The sequence below is a fragment of the Streptomyces ureilyticus genome (assembly GCF_011045025.1).
Taxonomy (GTDB): Bacteria; Actinomycetota; Actinomycetes; order Streptomycetales; family Streptomycetaceae; genus Streptomyces; species Streptomyces ureilyticus.
Genome location: NZ_JAAKZX010000194.1, coordinates 1 through 17,766 on the forward strand (window position 1 = coordinate 1; position 17,766 = coordinate 17,766).

Consider the following 17,766-nt stretch of genomic DNA (forward strand, 5'->3'; position numbering starts at 1 on the left):
TGACGTTCTCGATGGTGTACGCCTACAGCGAGAACTACGTGCTGCCCATCTCGCACGACGAGGTCGTGCACGGCAAGCGGTCGTTGGTGTCGAAGATGCCGGGCGACTGGTGGCAGCAACGGGCGAACCACCGGGCGTATCTGGGCTACATGTGGGCGCATCCCGGTAAGCAACTCCTCTTCATGGGGCAGGAGTTCGCGCAGGGTGGTGAATGGTCGGAGGGTCATGGGCCGGACTGGTGGCTGCTGGATCCGGCGTACGACGCGGAGCCGGACCATCGTGGCGTACGCGACCTCGTCGGCGATCTCAATCGCCTGTACGGGGCGACTCCCGCGCTCTGGGAGCGGGACACCGTCCCGGCGGGGTTCTCCTGGGTCGTGGGGGACGCGGCGGACGACAACGTGTTCGCGTTCCTGCGCTTCGACGCGGCGGGCTCTCCGTTGCTGGCGGTGTCCAACTTCTCGCCGGTGGTTCGGCACGAGTACCGGCTCTTTGTCCCCGACGACGTCCCCGCCTGGGTCGAGATCCTGAACACGGACTCCGCCCGCTACGGCGGCAGCGACGTCACGAATGCCGATCCCGTCAAGACGGAGTCCGACGGCGACGGCGGCGCGGGGGCCATCCACTTGACGTTGCCGCCACTGGCAACGGTGTGGCTGCGGCCGGCGTAGGCGGGGCGAGGAAACCCCCAGCACAGCCCGCGCCGCGGGTTCAGCGTCGCCCCGCCGTGTCGGCGGACAGCAGCGCTCGCGCCTCCTCGCGGGCGTGATCCAGCGCCCCGGGAAAGATGCGCAGACCGTGCGCCACAAGGGCGCCCTCGTGGAGCAGCATCAGGGTGCGGGCCAGAGAGCCGGGTGCGGCCGGCTCGAGGGCGCGTACTAGGTCGGTGAACAGCGACAGCATCCACGCCTTCTGGCCGGTGATCACCGCGTATGCGGGATGCGCCGGGTCGTCGATCTCCGCATGCGCGTTGACCATGCTGCAGCCCCGGGAACCATGCGCCTCCATCCAGTCGCGTGAGGCGTCGAAGACGGCCAGGACTCTGCCCTCGGCCGTGGACGCCGAGTCCAGACGCGGGGCGAGGAAGGCTCGCCAGCGCTCGTCGCGGTCCGCCAGGTATTCGACGACGATCTGCTCCTTGGAGCCGAAACGGTCGTACAGCGTCTTCTTCGTGACGCCGGCCTCGGCTGCGATGAGGTCGACGCCCACGGCATGGATGCCGTGCTCGTAGAACAGTCGCCCAGCCGCCGCCAGGGCGCGGCGGGCGCCGGGGGTCAGGGTTACGCGTCGTGGGGTGTTCTCGGTCGACATTCCTCCAGAGTAGACCGGTCTGTATACTCAGTGAGAGATATACAGATCGGTCTACTTCCGTACGGCCGGATCGGCATAGCCGCGCCGCCGGTTCCGGCCCACCCCCCTGGAGGTGTTCGTGCCGTGAACGTCATGCTCTCGATCGGGTTCGTCGTCGCCTGGAGTTCCGGTTTCATCGGGGCCAAGCTCGGGGCGGGGAGCGCGTCGGCAGTCACGCTGCTGATGTGGCGCTTCCTTCCGCTGGCTCTCGTCCTGGGCGTCGTGGCCCTGACGGTGGCGCGGGCGTCCTGGCGAGGGCTGACGCCACGCGACCTCGGGCGACAGGTCGCCGTCGGCGCGCTGTCGCAGAGCGGCTACCTCCTCACCGTCTACTACGCGATCGATCTGGGCGTCTCCAGCGGTACGACGGCCTTGATCGACGGCACGCAGCCGCTGGCGGCCGGAGCGCTGGCCGGGCCCCTGCTGGGGCTGCCGGTGTCCCGTACGCAGTGGCTCGGGCTGGGCCTCGGTGTGACCGGAGTCGTCATCGTCACGACTGCCGACGCCGGGGCCGGGACCGGTGCCGCCTGGTGGGCCTATCTGGTGCCGTTCGCCGGCATGCTCTGCCTGGTGGTGGCGACGTTTCTGGACCGTCGTTCGTGCACGGAGGTCCCCCCAGTGGCGGCGATGACGGTCCACGCCGTCACAAGTGCCGTTGTCTTCACGGCACTTGCCGCGGGAACAGGAGGGGTCGTGCCGCCCGAGAGCGCCTCCTTCTGGAGCGCCGTGGTCTGGCTCGTGGTCCTTTCCACCTTCGGCGGGTACGGGCTGTACTGGCTGATCCTGCGGCGGTCCGGGGTGACCAAGATGAACACCCTGATGTTCCTGATGGCGCCGGTGACGGCCGTGTGGGGTGCGCTGATGTTCGGGGAGCCGTTCGGGGTGCCGACGGCGGTGGGGCTGGCGCTCGGTCTGCTGGCGGTGGCCGTCGTGCATCGCGGCGACCAGCAAGGACCGGGAAAGGCCCCGGGTACGCGCGCGTTCACGCTCCGGCGACCAGCGTGGCGCCGAGGGCGATCATCGTCGCCGCGATCAGACCGTCCAGTACCCGCCATGCCGACGGCCGGGCCAGGAAGCCGCTGAGCAGCCGGGCACCGAAGCCCAGCGCGACGAACCAGCACAGGCTGGCGAGGGCGGCACCAAGGCCGAAGGTCCAGCGGAGCGGGCCGCGGTCGGCCGCGACGGAGCCGAGGAGGAACACGGTGTCGAGGTAGACGTGCGGGTTGAGCCACGTCATCGCCAGACAGGTGAGTACGGCCCGCCGCCGCGAGCCGGCCGAACCGGCTTCCACCCGCAGGGCCGACACTGAGGGGCGGAAGACCCGCCGGGCGGCGAGGCCGCCGTAGCCGAGCAGGAAGACGCCGCCGGTCAGTGCGATCGCGGTGAGCGCCGACGGCCAGGCCACCACCACGGCGCCGACCCCGGCGACACCCAGCGTGATGAGGGTCGCGTCGGACAGCGCACAGATGGCCACCACCGGGAGCAAGGCCTCTCGGCGAATGCCTTGGCGCAGCACGAAGGCGTTCTGCGCGCCGATGGCGACGATGAGCGAGAGGCCGGTGCCGAATCCGGCGGCCGCGGCGGTCAGGGCGTGAGGCATGGCGTCGACGCTACGAAGCCGGGCGACAGGAGTACAGCTAAAGATTCTTACGTATCATTAGTGTTCGTGATGACGGAGCTTCCCCTGGACCAGGTCCGCACCCTGCTCGCCGTGGTGGACGAGGGCACGTTCGACGCCGCGGCCGCCGCTCTTCATGTGACCCCGTCGGCGGTCAGCCAGCGCGTCAAGGCGCTCGAACAGCGCACGGGACGCGTCCTGTTGATCCGTACGAAGCCGGTGCGACCCACCGAGTCCGGCGAGGTCGTCGTCCGCTTCGCACGCCAGCTGGCCCGGCTGGAACGCGACGCCCATACCGAACTCGGCATGACCGGCTCCGAGGAACCGACGCGTCTGTCGATCGCCGTGAACTCCGACTCGCTGGCGACCTGGTTCCTGCCCGCGCTCACCCGCGTGCCTGAGGAGCTGCGGCTCTGCTACGAGTTGCGCCGCGAGGACCAGGATCACACGGCCGCGCTGCTGCGCGAAGGGCTGGTGATGGCGGCGGTCACCTCGTCACCGGACCCGGTGGCCGGGTGCAGCGTCCGCAGCCTGGGCCGTATGAGCTATGTCCCGGCGGCCAGCCCCGGCTTCGCGGCGCGCTGGCTCGGCGAACCGCCGGACGTGCCGTTGCGAGACGCCCTCGCCGACGCGCCCGTGGTGTGCTTCGACCGGCGCGACGACATCCAGGACGGGTTCGTACGAAGACTCCGGCGCGGCCGGGGCGGCGCGAGCTCCATGCGTCACTTCGTGCCGACCTCGGAAGGTTTCGTCGATGCCGTCGCCGCCGGGATGGGCTGGGGCATGGTGCCCGTGGTTCAGGCCGCACCCCTGCTGGACGCGCGTCGACTCGTCAAGCTCGCGCCCGACCGGAAGATCGACATTCCCTTGTTCTGGCAGCAGTGGAAACTCGATTTTCCGGCGCTCGCGACCGTCGCGGAGATCGTCGCGGCGGCGGCCGCCGAAGTCCTGGATACGGCATGACGCAACTGTCTGGACAAATCGCCGCTCAAGACGAATCTGCCAGGAATTCACGAAAATTAGACAGCGCTTACTGAAGGCGTGCCTGAATTGTCAAGGCAGAGAAAATTCTCTTTTCCAGATCCTCACAAGTGAAGGATGATCCACACGCGCGAGTCCACCAAGTGCACCAAGTCCGCCAAGCCGCAAATCCGCGGTGACTGGTCGGGCGGGCATCAGCCGGTCGACCCCGGCCCCGTTTCCGTTTCTTCCCTGAGAAAGCTCGCCACCTGGGCGGCGAGGCCCTCGCCCACGCTGTCGGGGCGGGCGCCGATACCCGCGGACGGCCCGTGCAGGTCGATGCCTCCGGACCAGAGGTACCGGTGGGTCCACTCGTCGTCGACCTTCAGCTGCACCTGGACGTCCACCTGCCCCAGGCCGGCCTCGTCGGCAGCGGCGTACAGGACGGCCGTGACCCGGCGCAGCGGGTAGACGTCGAAGCCCTCGATGAACTGCGAGTTCCGCCAGTCGAGGAAGGCGCTCTCGCCGTCGGGGCCGACCCGGATGTCGAGCTGGCCGTCCTCGAGGTGGATGCCGAAGTACGCCGTCGCACGGTTCTCGACGGTCACCCGGAACCTGACGTAGGTCAGGCCCTCGGCCGCGTCGTCACGCCCCCGCGGCGGGTCCGCCTTCTCCAGGCCGTGGACGCGGACACGCAGGCCGGCATGCTCCTCGTCATACTCCTGCCAGTCGCCCACCACGTTCGGCTCGTACACAGTCCACCTCTCCGACTTCAGAGAGCTGCTTCCTATCTGTGCGTGCGATGACGTGTCAAATGCACGGAATAGGCTGTGGCCAGGGATTTTGCCCCTCTTGATCAGCGATCAAGCCGTGGCGAGGGACGATCCGTGCCACCGGCTCCGACGGCAGCTCTACGCGCGTGCTGCACATCACGTCCCACAGGCGTCTCAGTCCCGCTGCGGAGGGGCTGGTGCACGACGTTCGGCGAAGCGGCCGGGGCGAGGAAAGTGACGCGCGTTGAATTTGAGTCACCGACGGCCAATAGCCATGACCCGGTTGATAGTTGAAACGATGGAATGCCACAATCCGAGACGCCGCGCTGACCACCCCACCAGCGAGGCCACTCCGGCACGGCCGGAACACGATTTCAGTGGCATTTCGGGCGAATTCCCGACCTGCCGCGAAAACGTGAAGCCCGTTCAACAGTCGTCCCCCTGCATAATCAGTGAGCAATTTCCACGTGCGGACCGCGAACACAAGGCATCAGACAAGGCACGGTATGCCAAGACACTCCAGCTCGCCCTTCAGCCCCCAACCAGGACAGATGCCGCCCGCCCCCGCGGCGGAGAACCGAGTCGCCTCACATCCCGACTTCCGCTCCATACGCGGAGCCCACCGCTCGTTCGGGATCGTGGCGATACTCATCTCGGTCGGCGGCTTCCTGCTGCTCGTGCTGATGTCGAACTTCGCGCCCGGTGTGCTGAACCAGGAGCTGTTCGGCCATATGACGGTGGGTCTGGTGGGCAGCGTCGGCATGTTCGGCCTGATGGCCCTGACCGCGTGGCGGTACACGGTGCACATGGAGCGGCGGATCGACCCGGCCGTCGACCGGCTGCGGGCGGAGATCGCCCGTGACGAGGCCGAGCAGGCTCGTGTCCAGCAGCCCAGTGCCCCCCAGCAGAGGCGGTTCGGTTCGTGGTGACTTACTCCGAAGGCCACATGATGACTGCCGCCGAGGGCGTCATCGGCGGCACCAGTCTGAAGCTGACCTTCGTCCTGTTCGTGTCGGTCGTGGTCGTCAGCATGTTCTCGGCCCTCATCACCGCTCCGCAGGGCGACGAGATCAGCGATTTCTACCTGGGCAACCGGACCATGTCGCCGCTGCGCAACGGGCTGGCGATGTGCGGCGACTACCTGTCCGCCGTCACCCTGCTGGGCAGCACCGGACTGGTCGCACTGACCGGATTCGACGGTCTGCTCTACCTCCTCGGCACGGTCGTCGCCTGGATGATGGTGCTGCTGCTGATCGCCGAACCCCTGCGCAACTCGGGCAAGTTCACCCTCGGCGACACCCTGGCCCTGCGGCTGCCCCGGAGCCAGCGGTCGGTACGCATCGCCCTGGCCGCCTGCACGCTGGCCATCTGCGTCCTCTACATCGTTGCCCAACTCGTCGGCAGCATCGCCCTGTTGACCCAGTTCATCGGCGAGCCGAGCGCCGCCACCCGCACCATGTGCGTCGTACTCATCGGCACCCTGCTCGTGCTGTACGTGGCGCTCGGCGGGATGCCCGGCGCGACCTTCCTCCAGATCGTCAAGGCCGTCATGCTGGTCGTGGGCGTCGCGGTGACCGCCATCATCGTGTTGCACCGCTACAGCTGGAACCTCAACGGCCTCCTCGGCGCCGCAGCCGAGGGCAGCGGCATGGGGCAGCGATTCCTGGAGCCGGGGCTGCGCTACGGAGGCAGTACGACCAGCAAGCTCGACTTCTTCAGCCTGCAGATCGCCATCGCGCTGGGCCTGGCGGCGCTCCCCCACATGACGATGCGTCTGCTCGCTCCCCGCGCCACCCGCGTGCTGCGGCGATCGGTGCTGTGGGCCACGGGCCTGGTCGCCTTCGTGTGCTTCGCGGCGGGCGTGCTCGGCCTGGGTGCGACGGCGATCGTCGGCCGCGACTCCATCGCGGAGGTCGACGCCAAGGGCGACGCGGCCGTGCTGCTGCTCGCCAACTCCATCGGCGGGGCCGTACTCACCGCACTCATCTCCTGTCTGGCGTTCATCACGCTGATGGCCGTCGCAGCCGGGCTCATGCTCGCCGCGGCCTCCTCGCTCGCCCACGACCTGTACGGAGAGGTGATCCGCAAGGGCAAGGCGAGCCAGACCGAGGAGCTCACAGCGGCCCGGCTGTCCGCCGTCGTCATCGGGGTCCTCGGCATGCTCCTCGCGCTGCTCGCCTATGGCACGAACACCGCCAACCTGGGGTTCCTGGCCTTCGCCATCGCCGCGTCCGCGATCCTGCCGACCATGATCTACAGCCTGTTCTGGCGTCGCTTCAACGCACGCGGCGCCCTGCTGAGCCTGTACGGAGGTCTCGGGACCTCTGTGCTGCTGATGGTCTGCTCCCCCGTCGTGTCCTCAGCGCCCGCCTCCTTCTACCCCGACATGGACTTCGCCTTCTTCCCCCTCCAGAACCCCGGCATCGTCTCCGTACCGGCCGGCTTCCTGCTGGGCTGGCTCGGCACCGTGATGGGCGGGAACGAAGAAAGCCCGGACGTATACGAGAAGTTCGAGGTCCGCTCGATGCTCGGCACCGAACCGCAGGAGGAGGAGCAGCAGGAGCCGGTGGGCGCACGACAGTGACGCCGGCCGGGCCCCAGCTGAGCCCTCCGCCCTGACGAGTGGGGCCGGTGCCGCGTGGCACCGGCCCCACTCGTCGCGTGCGGTACACCTCGTGGCAGTTGACGAACCGGGCGTCCAAGTGCGGAGATGCTCTTGCTACGTGACGGACGACCGCGAGGCGAGGGCAACAGAGCGATGGCATTGCACATCAGCGCCACCAACCCGGAGCATCCCGCGCTGCTGCTCGAGCTGCCCTGGGATCTGCCCCTGGAGGAGTGGCCGGAGCGCCATCTGGTGCCGCTGCCGCGCGGTATCTCACGGCATGTGGTGCGGTACGCGCGCGCCGGCGACGAGGTGGTGGCCGTCAAGGAGCTGGCCGAGCGGCCCGCCGTGCGGGAGTACGAGCTGCTGCGCTCTCTGCACCGGCTCAACATCCCCGCGGTTGACCCGCTCGCCGTGGTCACCGGCCGCACCCGGGACGACAGCTCCTTCCTGGAGCCGGTGCTGATCACCCGGCACCTGAACGGCTCGATGCCCTACCGGTCGATGTTCGAGACGACGATGCGGCCCGCCACCATGCACCGGCTCATGGACGCGCTCGCCGTACTGCTGGTCCGGCTCCACCTGGCCGGGTTCGCCTGGGGCGACTGCTCGCTGTCCAACACGCTGTTCCGGCGCGACGCCGGGGCGTTCGCCGCGTATCTCGTCGACGCGGAGACCGGCGAGCTGCACCAGAAGCTCAGCGACGGGCAGCGCAGTTACGATCTCGATCTCGCACGCGTGAACATCAGCGGCGAACTGCTCGACCTGGAGGCGTCGGGCGCGCTGCACCCGTCCGTCGACCCGATCGACTTCGGTACGGAGATATGCGGCCGCTACGAGAGCCTCTGGCAGGAGCTGACCCGTACGTCCGTGTATCCGGCGGGCAAGCACCACTACATCGACCGCCGGGTCCGCCGACTCAACGATCTCGGCTTCGACGTCGCCGAGATGCAGATCGCGCACTCCTCGAACGGTGACACCGTGACCTTCGTGCCCAAGGTCGTCGACGCCGGCCATCACCAGCGCCAACTCCTGCGGCTGACCGGGCTCGACGCCGAGGAGAACCAGGCGCGCCGGCTCCTCAACGACCTCGAGACCTGGATGGCCACCCAGGAGGACTACGCACCCGGCGACCCCCTCGCCGCCCGCCCGGAGGTGCTGGCGCACCGCTGGGTGCGCGAGGTGTTCCGGCCCACCGTGCGGGCCGTACCGCGGGAGCTGCGTGGCTCAATGGACGCGGCGGAGCTGTACCACGGGCTGCTCGAACACCGCTGGTATCTGTCCGAACGGGCGCAGCACGACATCGGCCTGGACACGGCCGTCGAGGACTACGTCAAGAACATCCTGCCGAAGATCCGGGAGAAGCTGCCGGCGCCCAACGCCTCAGCGGCGCAGACACCGTCAGCTTGAGCCGGGCGCTCAGGACGGCGGGACCACCGCCACCGGGCAGGGTGCGTGATGCAGGACGGAGTGCGCCACCGAACCGATCCGTGACCCCACGGCGGAGCGCTGGGCGCGCCGCCCCACCACCATCAGCTGGGCCGGGGACGCCACCGACAGCAGCACCTCGCCCGCACTGCCGATCTCGACGTGCTCGGTCACGGGCACGTCGGGGAACCGCTCCCGCCAAGGCTTCAGCGCCTCGTTGAGGGCCTGCTTCTCGTACGGTTCCAGGCCGCCGGCCTCGTCGAGGGTTTTCATCAAGCTGGGGTTGAACTCGTAGAACGCCGGCAGGCTCCAGGCTCGTACGACCCGTACGCCTGCGCCGCGTGCCGCTGCGGTCTCGAAGGCGAACCCGAGGGCCGCGGCGCTGCCGTCCGGGCCCCCCTGCTGCCCCACGACGATCTCGCGGCCCGCCGCCTCGTGTTCGGCACGGTCGTCGGCGCGTACGAGGACGACGGGGCGCCCGGATTCCGCGGTCACCTGCTGGCCGACGGAGCCGAGCAGGAAGCCGACGATCGCTCCGTGCCCGCGCGAACCGAGCACCAGCATCTCGGCGTCCGCGGCCTCGGCCACCAGGGAGGGGACCGGGGCCGCGTCCAGGAGATCGCTGGACACCGGGAGTTGGGGGTGCCGCTCGGCGAGGCCGCTCGCGGCCTCCCGCAGTGCGTCCCGCGCCTTCGCGTCGTGCTCCCCCGCGTCGTCGCTCTCCCAGGACAGCACCAGACGCAGCGGCAGCTCCCGGCGGGCGGCCTCCCGGCCGGCCCAGGCCACGGCGGCCAGACTCTCGGGTGATCCGTCCACTCCCACGGTGATCGGGCGGGTCATACGGGTGTCCCTCCTGCGTTGTCCTGCGAAGCCCGCCGACACCAGGTGATCGGCGGGACTGCCGACAGTACACAGGGGCGCGCCCCGGTGTGCTCCGTCACCAGCGCACAGGCAGCTTCCGTACGCCCCGGATCAACAACCCCGGCGTCCAGGGCAGTTCGGACTCGTCCGCGTCCGGCGCCAGGTCCGGGAAGCGTTCCAGCAGGGTGCGGAAGGCGATCCGGCCTTCCAGCCGTGCCAACGGCGCGCCCAGGCAGTAGTGCAGGCCGTGACCGAAGGCGATGTGACCGCGCGAGTCCCGGCGGATGTCGAACCGGTCGGGATCCTTGAAACGCTCTGGATCGCGGTCGGCGTCCGCCATGGTGATCAGGACGGTGGAACCCGCGGGGATGGTCACCCCGCCCAACTCCACATCCTCCAGGGCCAGGCGGTCCGTGCTGGTCTCCACCGGGCCGTCGTAGCGGAGCATCTCCTCGATCGCACCGTCGAGCAGGCCGAAGTCGGCGCGCAGATCGGCGAGTTGGCCGGGATGTGCGAACAGTGCCCGCAAGCCGTTGCCGATCAGATTGACCGTGGTCTCGTGACCGGCGATGAGCAGCAGATTGGACATGCCGATGAGCTCGTCCGGTGAGAGCCGGTCACCGTCCTCGTCCGCGGTGTGGATCAGCCCGCTGAGCAGATCCTCACCGGGCTTCGCCCGCTTGGCCGCGATCAACTCGGCAAGATACGCCGACTCCTCCTGGTAGGCGAGCGCCTCCGCCTCCGGGCTGGTGCGCGCGACCATCTCGTTGGACCAGCGGCGAAAGGCGTCCCGGTCCAGCTCGGGGACGCCGAGCAGTTCGCAGATGACGGTCATGGGCAGCGGGAAGGCGAAGGACGCGATCAGATCGGCCCGCCGCTCCTCCACTGCCAGCATCCTGTCCAGCAGCTCATCGGTGACCTGCTGGATGCGAGGAGCCAGTGACTCGATACGTCGCGGGGTGAATTCCCGGGCCACCAGTCGCCGCAGCCGGGTGTGGTCCGGCGGGTCCGACATCAGCATGTGCATGAGGGCCGGCTGGCTCTGCTCGGTGTTGACGATCTGTTTGATGTTCCCGGACCTCAACCAGTTCCGGCTGAGCCGTGGATCGGTGAAGGCCGTTCGGCAGGCCTCGTGGCCGACGACGAGCCACACCTCCTCGCCGTCGGGGTCGTACACACGGTGGACGGGCCCTTGAGAACGGAGCCGGGCGTAGACGGGATACGGATCACGCAGAAAGTCCGGACCGAGCTGCTTCAGATCGACGTTGGATCGGGCCACCATTCAACTCCCCCAGTTCATGGGCCGAAATGGCACGCTAACCCGCCTTCGGTACGGATGAACACCGGTTTCCGGACAGTTGCGCCCGACCGCGCTGACAGGGACGCGGGCCCCGGAGAGGGGCGGTCGGCGTCCCGGGATGGGAGTTGAGGTGAGGGTTGGGCGCCGAGCCGGAAAAGGACCTGCGTGACCGGGCCGTCCTCGGGTAATTGATCACTCGGTGCACAACACGGCGGGCAGGCGACGGCCCGCCCGACTTCACAACGGGGAGACATCCGAGCCCATGGGCCACCCGCCGACCGGTCCCTCATCCTCGCCGTCACCGCCACCGACCCGCTTCGACGAGACCTTCTGCGAACTCCTGCCCCGGCTCTACCGCAGAGCCGTCATGCTGGCCGGGACGAGATCCTGGGCCGAGGACGCGGTGCACGAGGCCTATCTGAAGCTGGCGGCACGGCCGCAGCGATTCCTCGACCATCCGGAGCCGTACGCCTATGCCTTCACCGCCCTGCTCAGCGTCGTACGCGACACCCACCGCCGTGAGCGCCGTCAGGTCCTGGTGGATGATGTGGAGGTGTCGGGTGCCGCCGATGCCGCCGCGCAGGCGGGCCGGCTCGGCTCGATCGGGCCGGTGGTCGCGGCGGGCTGGGACGGCGGAGTGGAGCGGCGTGACGCCGAGATGGAGGCGGTACGGCTGCTGGGGAGGCTGTCTTCCAAGCAGGCGGGCGTGGTGATACTCGTCGATCTGGACGGTTACACCATCGATCAGGCCGCCCGGATCATAGGGGTGCACCGCGGAACGGCCGCCCGGCATCGCACGCGTGCACTTGAGAAGCTGCGCTCGTTGCTGGACAGAGGTGAGCGGGAACGCGGGGACCGTTCGGGAAAGGAGCCGGGGCATGAAGCCTGACGCAGAGCCCGACGACCGCGTTGCCGCGCTGCTGCGCGACCGGCTCAGGGCCGCCGACGACGAGATCGAGACGCCGTCCGGGCTGTGGGAGCGGGTCCGGTCCACCGAAGCGCCGCCACGCAGGGCGGTCTTCGGGGCGCGGCCGCGGATAAGTTGGGCGGTCGCTGCCGCCGCCGTCCTGGTGTGCGCCGTCGCGCTGGGCGCCTGGTGGCTGGTCCGGCCGACCGCCGACACACCTCCTGCCGACCGGGGGCGCTTCGATGCCCCGGTGACGGTGTTCAACGCCGAAGAGCCGTGTCGTCCGCTGCGGACGCTGGAGTGCGCGCTGCGGCTGGCGAAGGATCCGTACGCCGAGTACGCGGCGCCGGGAAACACGGCAGGCCGCGTATGGCACGGCGACCGGCTGGCCGCGGCGTGTGTCGTCACCCGCGGCACGATGGTGACGGACGAGAGCCTGATCTCCTCGACCCGCTGGTACCTGGTCAGGACCCGCGAGGGGGCGGAGGGCTGGCTGCCGGGGGTCCGTACCCGCAACACGGCTGAGGTGCGCACGTGTTCGGCGGACGAGGCGCGTAACCCGCCCTGATCGCCGCCCCCTTGGGACACCTACTGGAGTGTGACGAGCGTCACTCGACCTCGTGTCATACAGAGCGGCCCGTGTCTTCGTGTGCCCTGCGTAAGACAGGCACGACCAAGCCAAGCACGACAACACGGGGAGATCTCATGCGACTTCGTACTGTCCTCGGTGCGGCCCTCGCCGCCACGGCCCTGACCGCGGGTCTGGCCGGCCCGGCCGCCGCCTCGGCCGGTGACACCTCGGACGGCGCGTCCGCCCGGGCGAGCTTCACGGTGTGGGCGACCGACGTCAATGTCCGCGACAACCCGGGCAACCCGGGTGCGTGCGACGCGTTCCCGTCGCCGGGCAACTGCCCTGTGGTGGCAGGGCAGTTGCAGCCGGGCCAGGCCTTCGAGGCGGTCTGCCAGAAGCAGGGGCAGAACGTCAGCGGCAACCCGTGGTGGGTCTACATCACGCGCGGTGACTCCCGCGGCTTCATCGCGAGTTACTACGTCGACCACCCGGACAACCAGCTGCCCGGCGTACCGGTCTGCGGCGCCTGAGCGACCGAAAGGCCGCGTAGGCCACCGGAAAACAGGGGGAACGAAAGGGCCAGGCGCGTCCCAGCGCCTGGCCCTTTCCTGTCAGTGCGGCCAAGTTCAGGGCATCTCCTCTGACTTGGCCAGGACCGTGGTGACCCCGCGGCTGTGCAGCTCGTCGAGGACGCGGGGGTCGGCCGCGTCGTCCGTGACCAGGGTCCAGCCCGCGGGCAGCGTGGCCCAGGCGTGGAAGGGGCGGCGGCCCACTTTCGCGGCGTGGGCGAGGACGTAGACGTGGTCGGCGCGGCGTGCCATGAGTTCCTTCAGGCGGGTCTGGCGCAGGTCGGCCTCGCAGATCCCGTGCTCCGGGGAGACGCCGTCCGTGCCGAGGAAGACCCGGTCGAAGGTGAGCCGTTCGAGGGCGGCCTCGGTCAGCGGGCCGACGAAGCCCTGGCTGAGGGGGCGGAGGGTGCCGCCGAGGCATTCGACGTGGACGTTCTGGACGTCGGCGAGTTCCTGGAGCGCGGTCAGGCCGGTGGTCGCGACGGTGACGTTCTTCGCCGTACGCAGTTCATGCGCGAGCGCGCCGACGGTCGAGCCCGCGTCGAGGAGGAGCGTCTCGCCGGGCTGGATCTGGGCGGCGGCCCAGCGGGCGATGGCGCGTTTGGCCTCGAAGGCTTCGCCCGTGCGCTGCCGCAGTGAGGCCTCGGGGTGCGCGGACAGCGCCATCGCGCCGCCATACGTACGGGCGAGGCGTCCGTCGGTGGTGAGCTTCGCCAGGTCGCGGCGGATGGTGGAGGCCGTCACGCCGAACAGCTGGGAGAGTTCGTCCACGCTGGTCAGGCCGGTGGTGGTGGCGAGCTGGACGATCCGGTCGCGCCGGGACTTGGATCCGATCGCAGACATCAGTCCTGTGTCCTCCGGGTGTGCGGTGGTGTCCTCCGGGACCCACGAGAGGGGGGTCATCGGGCGGCCGAGGCGGATGACATCTCGGCGGCCTGCCGCAGCGCCTCGACCATGCTACCGGCCTCGGCTCGGCCGGTTCCCGCGATGTCGAACGCGGTGCCGTGGTCGACGGAGGTGCGGATGACGGGCAGTCCCACGGTGAGGTTGACGCCCGTTTCGATGCCGAGGACCTTCACCGGGCCGTGGCCCTGGTCGTGGTACATGGCGACGATGAGGTCGTAGTCGCCGCGGCCGGCGAGGAAGAAGGCGGTGTCGGCGGGGATCGGCCCGCGGGCGTCGATGCCGTCGTCGCGTACGGCCTCCAGGGCGGGGACGATCTTCGCCTCCTCTTCGCCGTAGCCGAACAGTCCGTTCTCGCCGGCGTGCGGGTTGATGCCGCAGACGCCGATCACGGGGGCCTCGACACCCGCGCGGACCATGGCGTCGTGGCCACGGCGCACGGTGCGTTCGACGAGGCCGGGCTCGATGCGGTTGACGGCGTCGATCAGACCGAGGTGCGTGGTGACGTGGATGACCTTCACCTTGGGCGTGGACAGCATCATCGACACCTCGTCCACGCCGGTGAGGTGGGCGAGGAGTTCGGTGTGGCCGGGGTAGAGGTGCCCGGCGGCGTGCAGGGCCTCCTTGTTGAGGGGGGCGGTGCAGATGGCGTGGACTTCGCCGTTCAGGGCGAGCTGGGCGGCGACGCGGATGTAGTGGTACGCGGCGTCGCCCGCCTCGGCGGAGAGGGTGCCCCAGGGAAGGTCGGCGGGGAGGAGCCCCAGGTCGACGACGTTGATGCGGCGGGACGTGAACTCGGCGTCGGCGGGGCCGTCGACGGCAACGATGTCACAGCTGAGGCCGAGGATGTCCGCCGCCTGGCGCAGGCGCTGGGCGTCGCCGATGACGACGGGGCGGCAGCCGCGCAGGGTGTCGGGGTTCAGCAGCGCCGGGACGATGACCTCCGGCCCGACGCCGGCACCGTCGCCCATGGTCACCGCGATGATCGGCAGCGGGGGTCCGGCGGTGCCGGACCGCTCGGCGGACGCGGCGGTGGAGGCTGCGTTCACGTGGGTTCTCCTTGCGGGGCGAACGACGGGGTCAATGCGGCGGCGTGGTCGGGGCGCAGCGCGCGGGCGATGCGCAGCAGGGAGTCGGTGTCGCCGAAGCTGCCGGGGCGGGTGACGACGGACCGGCCGTCGGCGGTGCGGGAGTGCACGGCGCCGTGGTGGATCTGCCCTACGGGCAGCAGCTCGCGGAGGCCCAACGCGTCCAGCACACGGCGCGCGGTCTCACCGCCTGTCAGGACCAGGTCGCTGTCGCGGGCGGCCTCGGCGACCGTGCGGGCGAGGCCGGCCGCCAGAGTGCGGGCCGAACCGGGCTCGACGGGGCCGCTGCCGTCGATGCTGACGACGGTGATGCCGTCCGGGACGACGGCGAGCGGGTGCGGGCCGCGGTGGTCGGTGAGCAGGTGCGCCGGTACGGGCACGTGGTGCGCGCCGGAGGCGAGAAGTTGCGCGATCTGCGCAACGGTGCTGGGTGCGGCCGTTCCGACCACGACGAGCAGCGGTCTGTACGGCGTGGGCCCCGGGGTTGCGCGGAGACCGCCCCCGTCCGCTCCCGCCAGTCTCCGGCCGAGCGCGGCAGCCAGCCCACCCGTCCCCAACAGCCTCACATCTGGGCCGAGTTGGAGCACCGCTTGAGCTATCGCGTCGAGGTCGTCGTCCGTTTCCGCATCGCACACCGGGTGATGCCCCTTCGCGATGAGGGTGCGCAGCCAGCCGGACAGCGCCAGGACGGGCGAGCGCACCACCGACAGCGGCACCACGCGCGTCGGCAGATCACCCAGCGCCGCCCGCACCGATTCGGGCGCCGGACCCCGCTCCGCACACCAGGCGTCGGTCACGTGCAGCGCGGTGCCGTGCACATGGACGACTCCGTCGAGCACGGTGCGACCCGCGACCGGCAGGGCGGGGGCGATCACCACGCCCGCGGCGCCCGCGGCGTAACTGGCCGCCTCCGAGGCGATGTTGCCCCGCAGCAGCGAGTCGACCTTCTTGAAGACCAGGCCGCCGTCGGCGTACGGCATGGCGGCCCGCACGGCGCGGGCGGCCTCGTCCGCGGTGAGCTGCCGGGTGTCGAGGTCGAGCACCAGCGCCTCGCCCTCGGGTGTCGGTGCGGTGGGCGGGCCCAGCAGGATCCGGCCGGGCAGGCCCAGTGCGGCGGCGGTCTCGGCAGCGCCGGACAGGTCGTCCGCGAGCGCCAGCACGCGGGATGGGCGGCCGGCGGGTGTGGTGCGGGACACGGGTACCTCCTCGGGCCTGCGGGTGATCGGCCCCGGACGCCGATGATGGCACGGCTGCGCGAAGTGCGCGATACTCCTTGCGCGATTCGCGCAACCGTGCCACCTTTTTTGCGGCGCGACACTGCTTCGCCGTCCGGTGCCGGGCGGCGTCGGCCAGAGCCGGTCGCCCTCAAGAACCGAGAAGGTCGACATGACCCCAACTCCGCATCGTGTCCCCCCGCCCGGTCACCCCCGCCGCCGCACTGTGCTGCGCTGGGGCGCCCTCGGCGGTGCGAGTGTCGCCCTCGGTCCTCTGTCCGCCTGCGCCGGGCCCACCGGTGCGCCCGGCCCCGGCACCCTGAACCGTTCCCCCCGTTTCGGCGAGTCGGGCTCCGCACAGCAGATCGTCGAGCGCCCCGCCGAGCCGTATACCCGTGAACTCCTCGCCGCCGTGCCCCGTGTGGGTACGTGGGACGAGGACAGCGACGGCCGGACCGAGCCCGTCGCGGAGGAGGCGGCGTCGTGACCGAACTCCCCACCACCACAAGGCCGGTGCTCCTCTCCGTAGAGGACCTCGTCGTCGAGTACGCCACTTCAAGCGGCCCCTTCCGAGCCGTCGACCACGTCAACTTCTCCGCCGCCCCGGAAGGAACCCCCACGTGACCACCGGCATCACCGTGCCGAACAGCTCCGTACCGCTCTCCCGGCTGGTTCTCGGCACCATGACCTTCGGCGACACCGTCGACGCCTCCTCAGCGGCTGACATGCTCGATGCCGCGCTCGACGCGGGCATCACCGGCGTGGACACGGCCAACGGCTATGCGGGCGGCGAGAGCGAACGCATCCTCGCCGGCCTGCTCCCCGGCCGCCGCGACCGCATCGTCCTGGCGACCAAGGCCGGCATCCCCCACCCCGACCAGGGCGACCACGCCCCCCTCTCCGCAGCCGGCCTGCGAGCCGCCTTGGAGGGCAGCCTCAAGCGTCTGGGCACCGACTCGGTCGACCTCTTCTACCTCCACCAGCCGGACCGCGCGACACCATTGCCCGAAACCCTCACCACCATCGCCGAGTTCGTGGCCGAGGGAAAGATCCGCGCACTGGGCGTCTCCAACTACGCAGCCTGGCAGATCTCCCAACTCGTCCGCACCGCCGACGAGTTGGGAGCACCACGCCCCGTCGTCGCCCAGCAGATGCACAACCTCCTGGCCCGCCGCATAGAGGAGGAGTACGTCGAGTACGCCGCGGTCACCGGCCTGCGCACCATGGTCTACAACCCCCTGGGAGGCGGTCTCCTCACCGGCCGCCACCGCTTCGAACGCCCCCCGGAATCGGGCAGGTTCGGCGACTCCAAGGTCGCCGAGATGTACCGCCGACGCTATTGGGACGAACGCCTCTTCACCGCGGTGGAACAGCTCTCCACCATCGCGGAAGCCGCCGGCATCCCCCTGACCGACCTGGCCCTCCGCTGGCTTCTGGACCGCGACTCGACCGACGCCCTGCTCCTGGGCGGCTCCAGCACCACCCACCTAATGGCCAACATCACGGCCGCCGACAACGGCCCCCTGCCCCCCGACGTCACAGCGGCCTGCGACGAGATCGGCAAGGCGCTACGCGGCCCCATGCCCGCATACAACCGCTGACAACCCGCACCCGGCGAC

General features: G+C 70.1%; 20 protein-coding genes. 12 read left to right on the forward strand and 8 right to left on the reverse strand.

Annotation, left to right across the window (positions count from 1 at the left end):
• A partial coding sequence (locus tag G6048_RS37995; RefSeq protein WP_206342634.1) for an alpha amylase C-terminal domain-containing protein occupies positions 1-671 on the forward strand: 671 nt, incomplete at its 5' end.
• A 40-nt stretch (positions 672-711) separates the two neighbouring features.
• Here G6048_RS37995 and G6048_RS38000 read toward each other — a convergent pair.
• The gene (locus tag G6048_RS38000) at positions 712-1,311 is read right to left on the reverse strand and encodes a TetR/AcrR family transcriptional regulator (protein ID WP_165344155.1); all 600 of its coding nucleotides are present in this window, start codon (positions 1,309-1,311) and stop codon (positions 712-714) included.
• Positions 1,312-1,434: 123 nt separating this feature from the next.
• Here G6048_RS38000 and G6048_RS38005 point away from each other — a divergent pair, with 123 nt between their 5' ends.
• Positions 1,435-2,433: a DMT family transporter gene (locus G6048_RS38005; protein ID WP_165344156.1), complete on the forward strand. Its 999-nt coding sequence runs from the start codon at positions 1,435-1,437 to the stop codon at positions 2,431-2,433.
• Here G6048_RS38005 and G6048_RS38010 read toward each other — a convergent pair.
• Complete coding sequence (locus tag G6048_RS38010; protein WP_165344157.1) at positions 2,333-2,950, reverse strand: LysE/ArgO family amino acid transporter; 618 nt, start codon at positions 2,948-2,950, stop codon at positions 2,333-2,335. The genes G6048_RS38005 and G6048_RS38010 overlap by 101 nt on opposite strands.
• Positions 2,951-3,016: 66 nt before the next feature.
• Between G6048_RS38010 and G6048_RS38015 the strand changes: the two genes are divergently transcribed.
• The gene (locus G6048_RS38015; RefSeq protein WP_165344158.1) at positions 3,017-3,931 is read left to right on the forward strand and encodes a LysR family transcriptional regulator ArgP; all 915 of its coding nucleotides are present in this window, start codon (positions 3,017-3,019) and stop codon (positions 3,929-3,931) included.
• A gap of 212 nt (positions 3,932-4,143) precedes the next feature.
• Here G6048_RS38015 and G6048_RS38020 read toward each other — a convergent pair whose 3' ends face one another.
• Positions 4,144-4,683 carry a hypothetical protein gene (locus G6048_RS38020; protein WP_165344159.1) on the reverse strand — a complete coding sequence of 180 codons (540 nt, stop codon included), beginning with the start codon at positions 4,681-4,683 and terminating at the stop codon, positions 4,144-4,146.
• Positions 4,684-5,252: 569 nt separating this feature from the next.
• On the opposite strand from G6048_RS38020, the gene G6048_RS38025 reads away from it, so the two are divergent.
• The 3 genes from G6048_RS38025 (at position 5,253) to G6048_RS38035 (ending at position 8,716) form a co-directional block, all read left to right on the forward strand.
• Positions 5,253-5,630, forward strand: a complete 378-nt coding sequence (locus G6048_RS38025; protein WP_165344160.1) for a DUF485 domain-containing protein — start codon at positions 5,253-5,255, stop codon at positions 5,628-5,630.
• A gap of 17 nt (positions 5,631-5,647) precedes the next feature.
• On the forward strand, positions 5,648-7,285 hold the full coding sequence (locus G6048_RS38030; RefSeq protein WP_165344170.1) for a solute symporter family protein: 1,638 nt from the start codon (positions 5,648-5,650) through the stop codon (positions 7,283-7,285).
• A gap of 174 nt (positions 7,286-7,459) precedes the next feature.
• Positions 7,460-8,716 (forward strand): DUF4032 domain-containing protein, encoded by a 1,257-nt coding sequence (locus G6048_RS38035; protein ID WP_165344161.1) that lies wholly within the window; start codon positions 7,460-7,462, stop codon positions 8,714-8,716.
• Between the two features lie 9 nt (positions 8,717-8,725).
• On the opposite strand, the gene G6048_RS38040 is transcribed toward G6048_RS38035, so the two are convergent.
• Together G6048_RS38040 and G6048_RS38045 are read right to left on the reverse strand one after the other, a co-directional pair.
• Complete coding sequence (locus G6048_RS38040) at positions 8,726-9,574, reverse strand: universal stress protein (RefSeq protein WP_165344162.1); 849 nt, start codon at positions 9,572-9,574, stop codon at positions 8,726-8,728.
• Positions 9,575-9,671: 97 nt separating this feature from the next.
• Positions 9,672-10,877, reverse strand: coding sequence for a cytochrome P450 family protein (locus G6048_RS38045; protein ID WP_165344163.1), 1,206 nt, complete (start codon positions 10,875-10,877; stop codon positions 9,672-9,674).
• 280 nt (positions 10,878-11,157) lie between these two features.
• Here G6048_RS38045 and G6048_RS38050 point away from each other — a divergent pair, with 280 nt between their 5' ends.
• The 3 genes from G6048_RS38050 (at position 11,158) to G6048_RS38060 (ending at position 12,903) form a co-directional block, all read left to right on the forward strand.
• The gene (locus G6048_RS38050) at positions 11,158-11,784 is read left to right on the forward strand and encodes an RNA polymerase sigma factor (RefSeq protein WP_165344164.1); all 627 of its coding nucleotides are present in this window, start codon (positions 11,158-11,160) and stop codon (positions 11,782-11,784) included.
• The gene (locus tag G6048_RS38055) at positions 11,774-12,370 is read left to right on the forward strand and encodes a hypothetical protein (protein ID WP_165344165.1); all 597 of its coding nucleotides are present in this window, start codon (positions 11,774-11,776) and stop codon (positions 12,368-12,370) included. Before G6048_RS38050 ends, G6048_RS38055 begins: the two co-directional genes overlap by 11 nt.
• 137 nt (positions 12,371-12,507) lie before the next feature.
• Complete coding sequence (locus tag G6048_RS38060) at positions 12,508-12,903, forward strand: hypothetical protein (protein WP_165344166.1); 396 nt, start codon at positions 12,508-12,510, stop codon at positions 12,901-12,903.
• A gap of 96 nt (positions 12,904-12,999) precedes the next feature.
• On the opposite strand, the gene G6048_RS38065 is transcribed toward G6048_RS38060, so the two are convergent.
• Genes G6048_RS38065 through G6048_RS38075 form a run of 3 tightly spaced genes read right to left on the reverse strand, consistent with a single transcriptional unit; the run spans position 13,000 to position 16,129 of the window.
• Complete coding sequence (locus G6048_RS38065) at positions 13,000-13,785, reverse strand: DeoR/GlpR family DNA-binding transcription regulator (protein ID WP_165344167.1); 786 nt, start codon at positions 13,783-13,785, stop codon at positions 13,000-13,002.
• Positions 13,786-13,841: 56 nt separating this feature from the next.
• Positions 13,842-14,894 (reverse strand): 4-hydroxythreonine-4-phosphate dehydrogenase PdxA, encoded by a 1,053-nt coding sequence (gene pdxA / locus G6048_RS38070; RefSeq protein ID WP_328828172.1) that lies wholly within the window; start codon positions 14,892-14,894, stop codon positions 13,842-13,844.
• Positions 14,891-16,129 carry a four-carbon acid sugar kinase family protein gene (locus tag G6048_RS38075; RefSeq protein WP_328828174.1) on the reverse strand — a complete coding sequence of 413 codons (1,239 nt, stop codon included), beginning with the start codon at positions 16,127-16,129 and terminating at the stop codon, positions 14,891-14,893. Before G6048_RS38075 ends, pdxA begins: the two co-directional genes overlap by 4 nt.
• A 190-nt stretch (positions 16,130-16,319) precedes the next feature.
• Here G6048_RS38075 and G6048_RS38080 point away from each other — a divergent pair, with 190 nt between their 5' ends.
• From G6048_RS38080 to G6048_RS38090, 3 genes are read left to right on the forward strand one after another with little or no spacing between them, the layout of a single operon-like run.
• Positions 16,320-16,634, forward strand: coding sequence for an ABC transporter ATP-binding protein (locus tag G6048_RS38080; protein WP_165344154.1), 315 nt, complete (start codon positions 16,320-16,322; stop codon positions 16,632-16,634).
• Entirely contained in the window at positions 16,631-16,771 is a 141-nt protein-coding gene (locus G6048_RS38085; protein WP_165344169.1) for a hypothetical protein, read from the forward strand. Before G6048_RS38080 ends, G6048_RS38085 begins: the two co-directional genes overlap by 4 nt.
• Positions 16,768-17,748, forward strand: a complete 981-nt coding sequence (locus G6048_RS38090; protein WP_328828178.1) for an aldo/keto reductase — start codon at positions 16,768-16,770, stop codon at positions 17,746-17,748. Before G6048_RS38085 ends, G6048_RS38090 begins: the two co-directional genes overlap by 4 nt.
• Positions 17,749-17,766 lie beyond the last annotated feature (18 nt).

Bases quoted from the DNA above. Each gene is read 5' to 3' on its own strand.
- G6048_RS38025 (WP_165344160.1), top strand. From the start codon at position 5,253: ATGCCGCCCGCCCCCGCGGCGGAGAACCGAGTCGCCTCACATCCCGAC.
- G6048_RS38010 (WP_165344157.1), bottom strand. From the start codon at position 2,950: ATGCCTCACGCCCTGACCGCCGCGGCCGCCGGATTCGGCACCGGCCTC.
- G6048_RS38035 (WP_165344161.1), top strand. From the start codon at position 7,460: ATGGCATTGCACATCAGCGCCACCAACCCGGAGCATCCCGCGCTGCTG.
- G6048_RS38065 (WP_165344167.1), bottom strand. From the start codon at position 13,785: ATGTCTGCGATCGGATCCAAGTCCCGGCGCGACCGGATCGTCCAGCTC.
- G6048_RS38080 (WP_165344154.1), top strand. From the start codon at position 16,320: ATGACCCCAACTCCGCATCGTGTCCCCCCGCCCGGTCACCCCCGCCGC.
- G6048_RS38040 (WP_165344162.1), bottom strand. From the start codon at position 9,574: ATGACCCGCCCGATCACCGTGGGAGTGGACGGATCACCCGAGAGTCTG.
- G6048_RS38000 (WP_165344155.1), bottom strand. From the start codon at position 1,311: ATGTCGACCGAGAACACCCCACGACGCGTAACCCTGACCCCCGGCGCC.
- G6048_RS38045 (WP_165344163.1), bottom strand. From the start codon at position 10,877: ATGGTGGCCCGATCCAACGTCGATCTGAAGCAGCTCGGTCCGGACTTT.
- G6048_RS38060 (WP_165344166.1), top strand. From the start codon at position 12,508: ATGCGACTTCGTACTGTCCTCGGTGCGGCCCTCGCCGCCACGGCCCTG.
- G6048_RS38055 (WP_165344165.1), top strand. From the start codon at position 11,774: ATGAAGCCTGACGCAGAGCCCGACGACCGCGTTGCCGCGCTGCTGCGC.
- G6048_RS38030 (WP_165344170.1), top strand. From the start codon at position 5,648: ATGATGACTGCCGCCGAGGGCGTCATCGGCGGCACCAGTCTGAAGCTG.
- G6048_RS38050 (WP_165344164.1), top strand. From the start codon at position 11,158: ATGGGCCACCCGCCGACCGGTCCCTCATCCTCGCCGTCACCGCCACCG.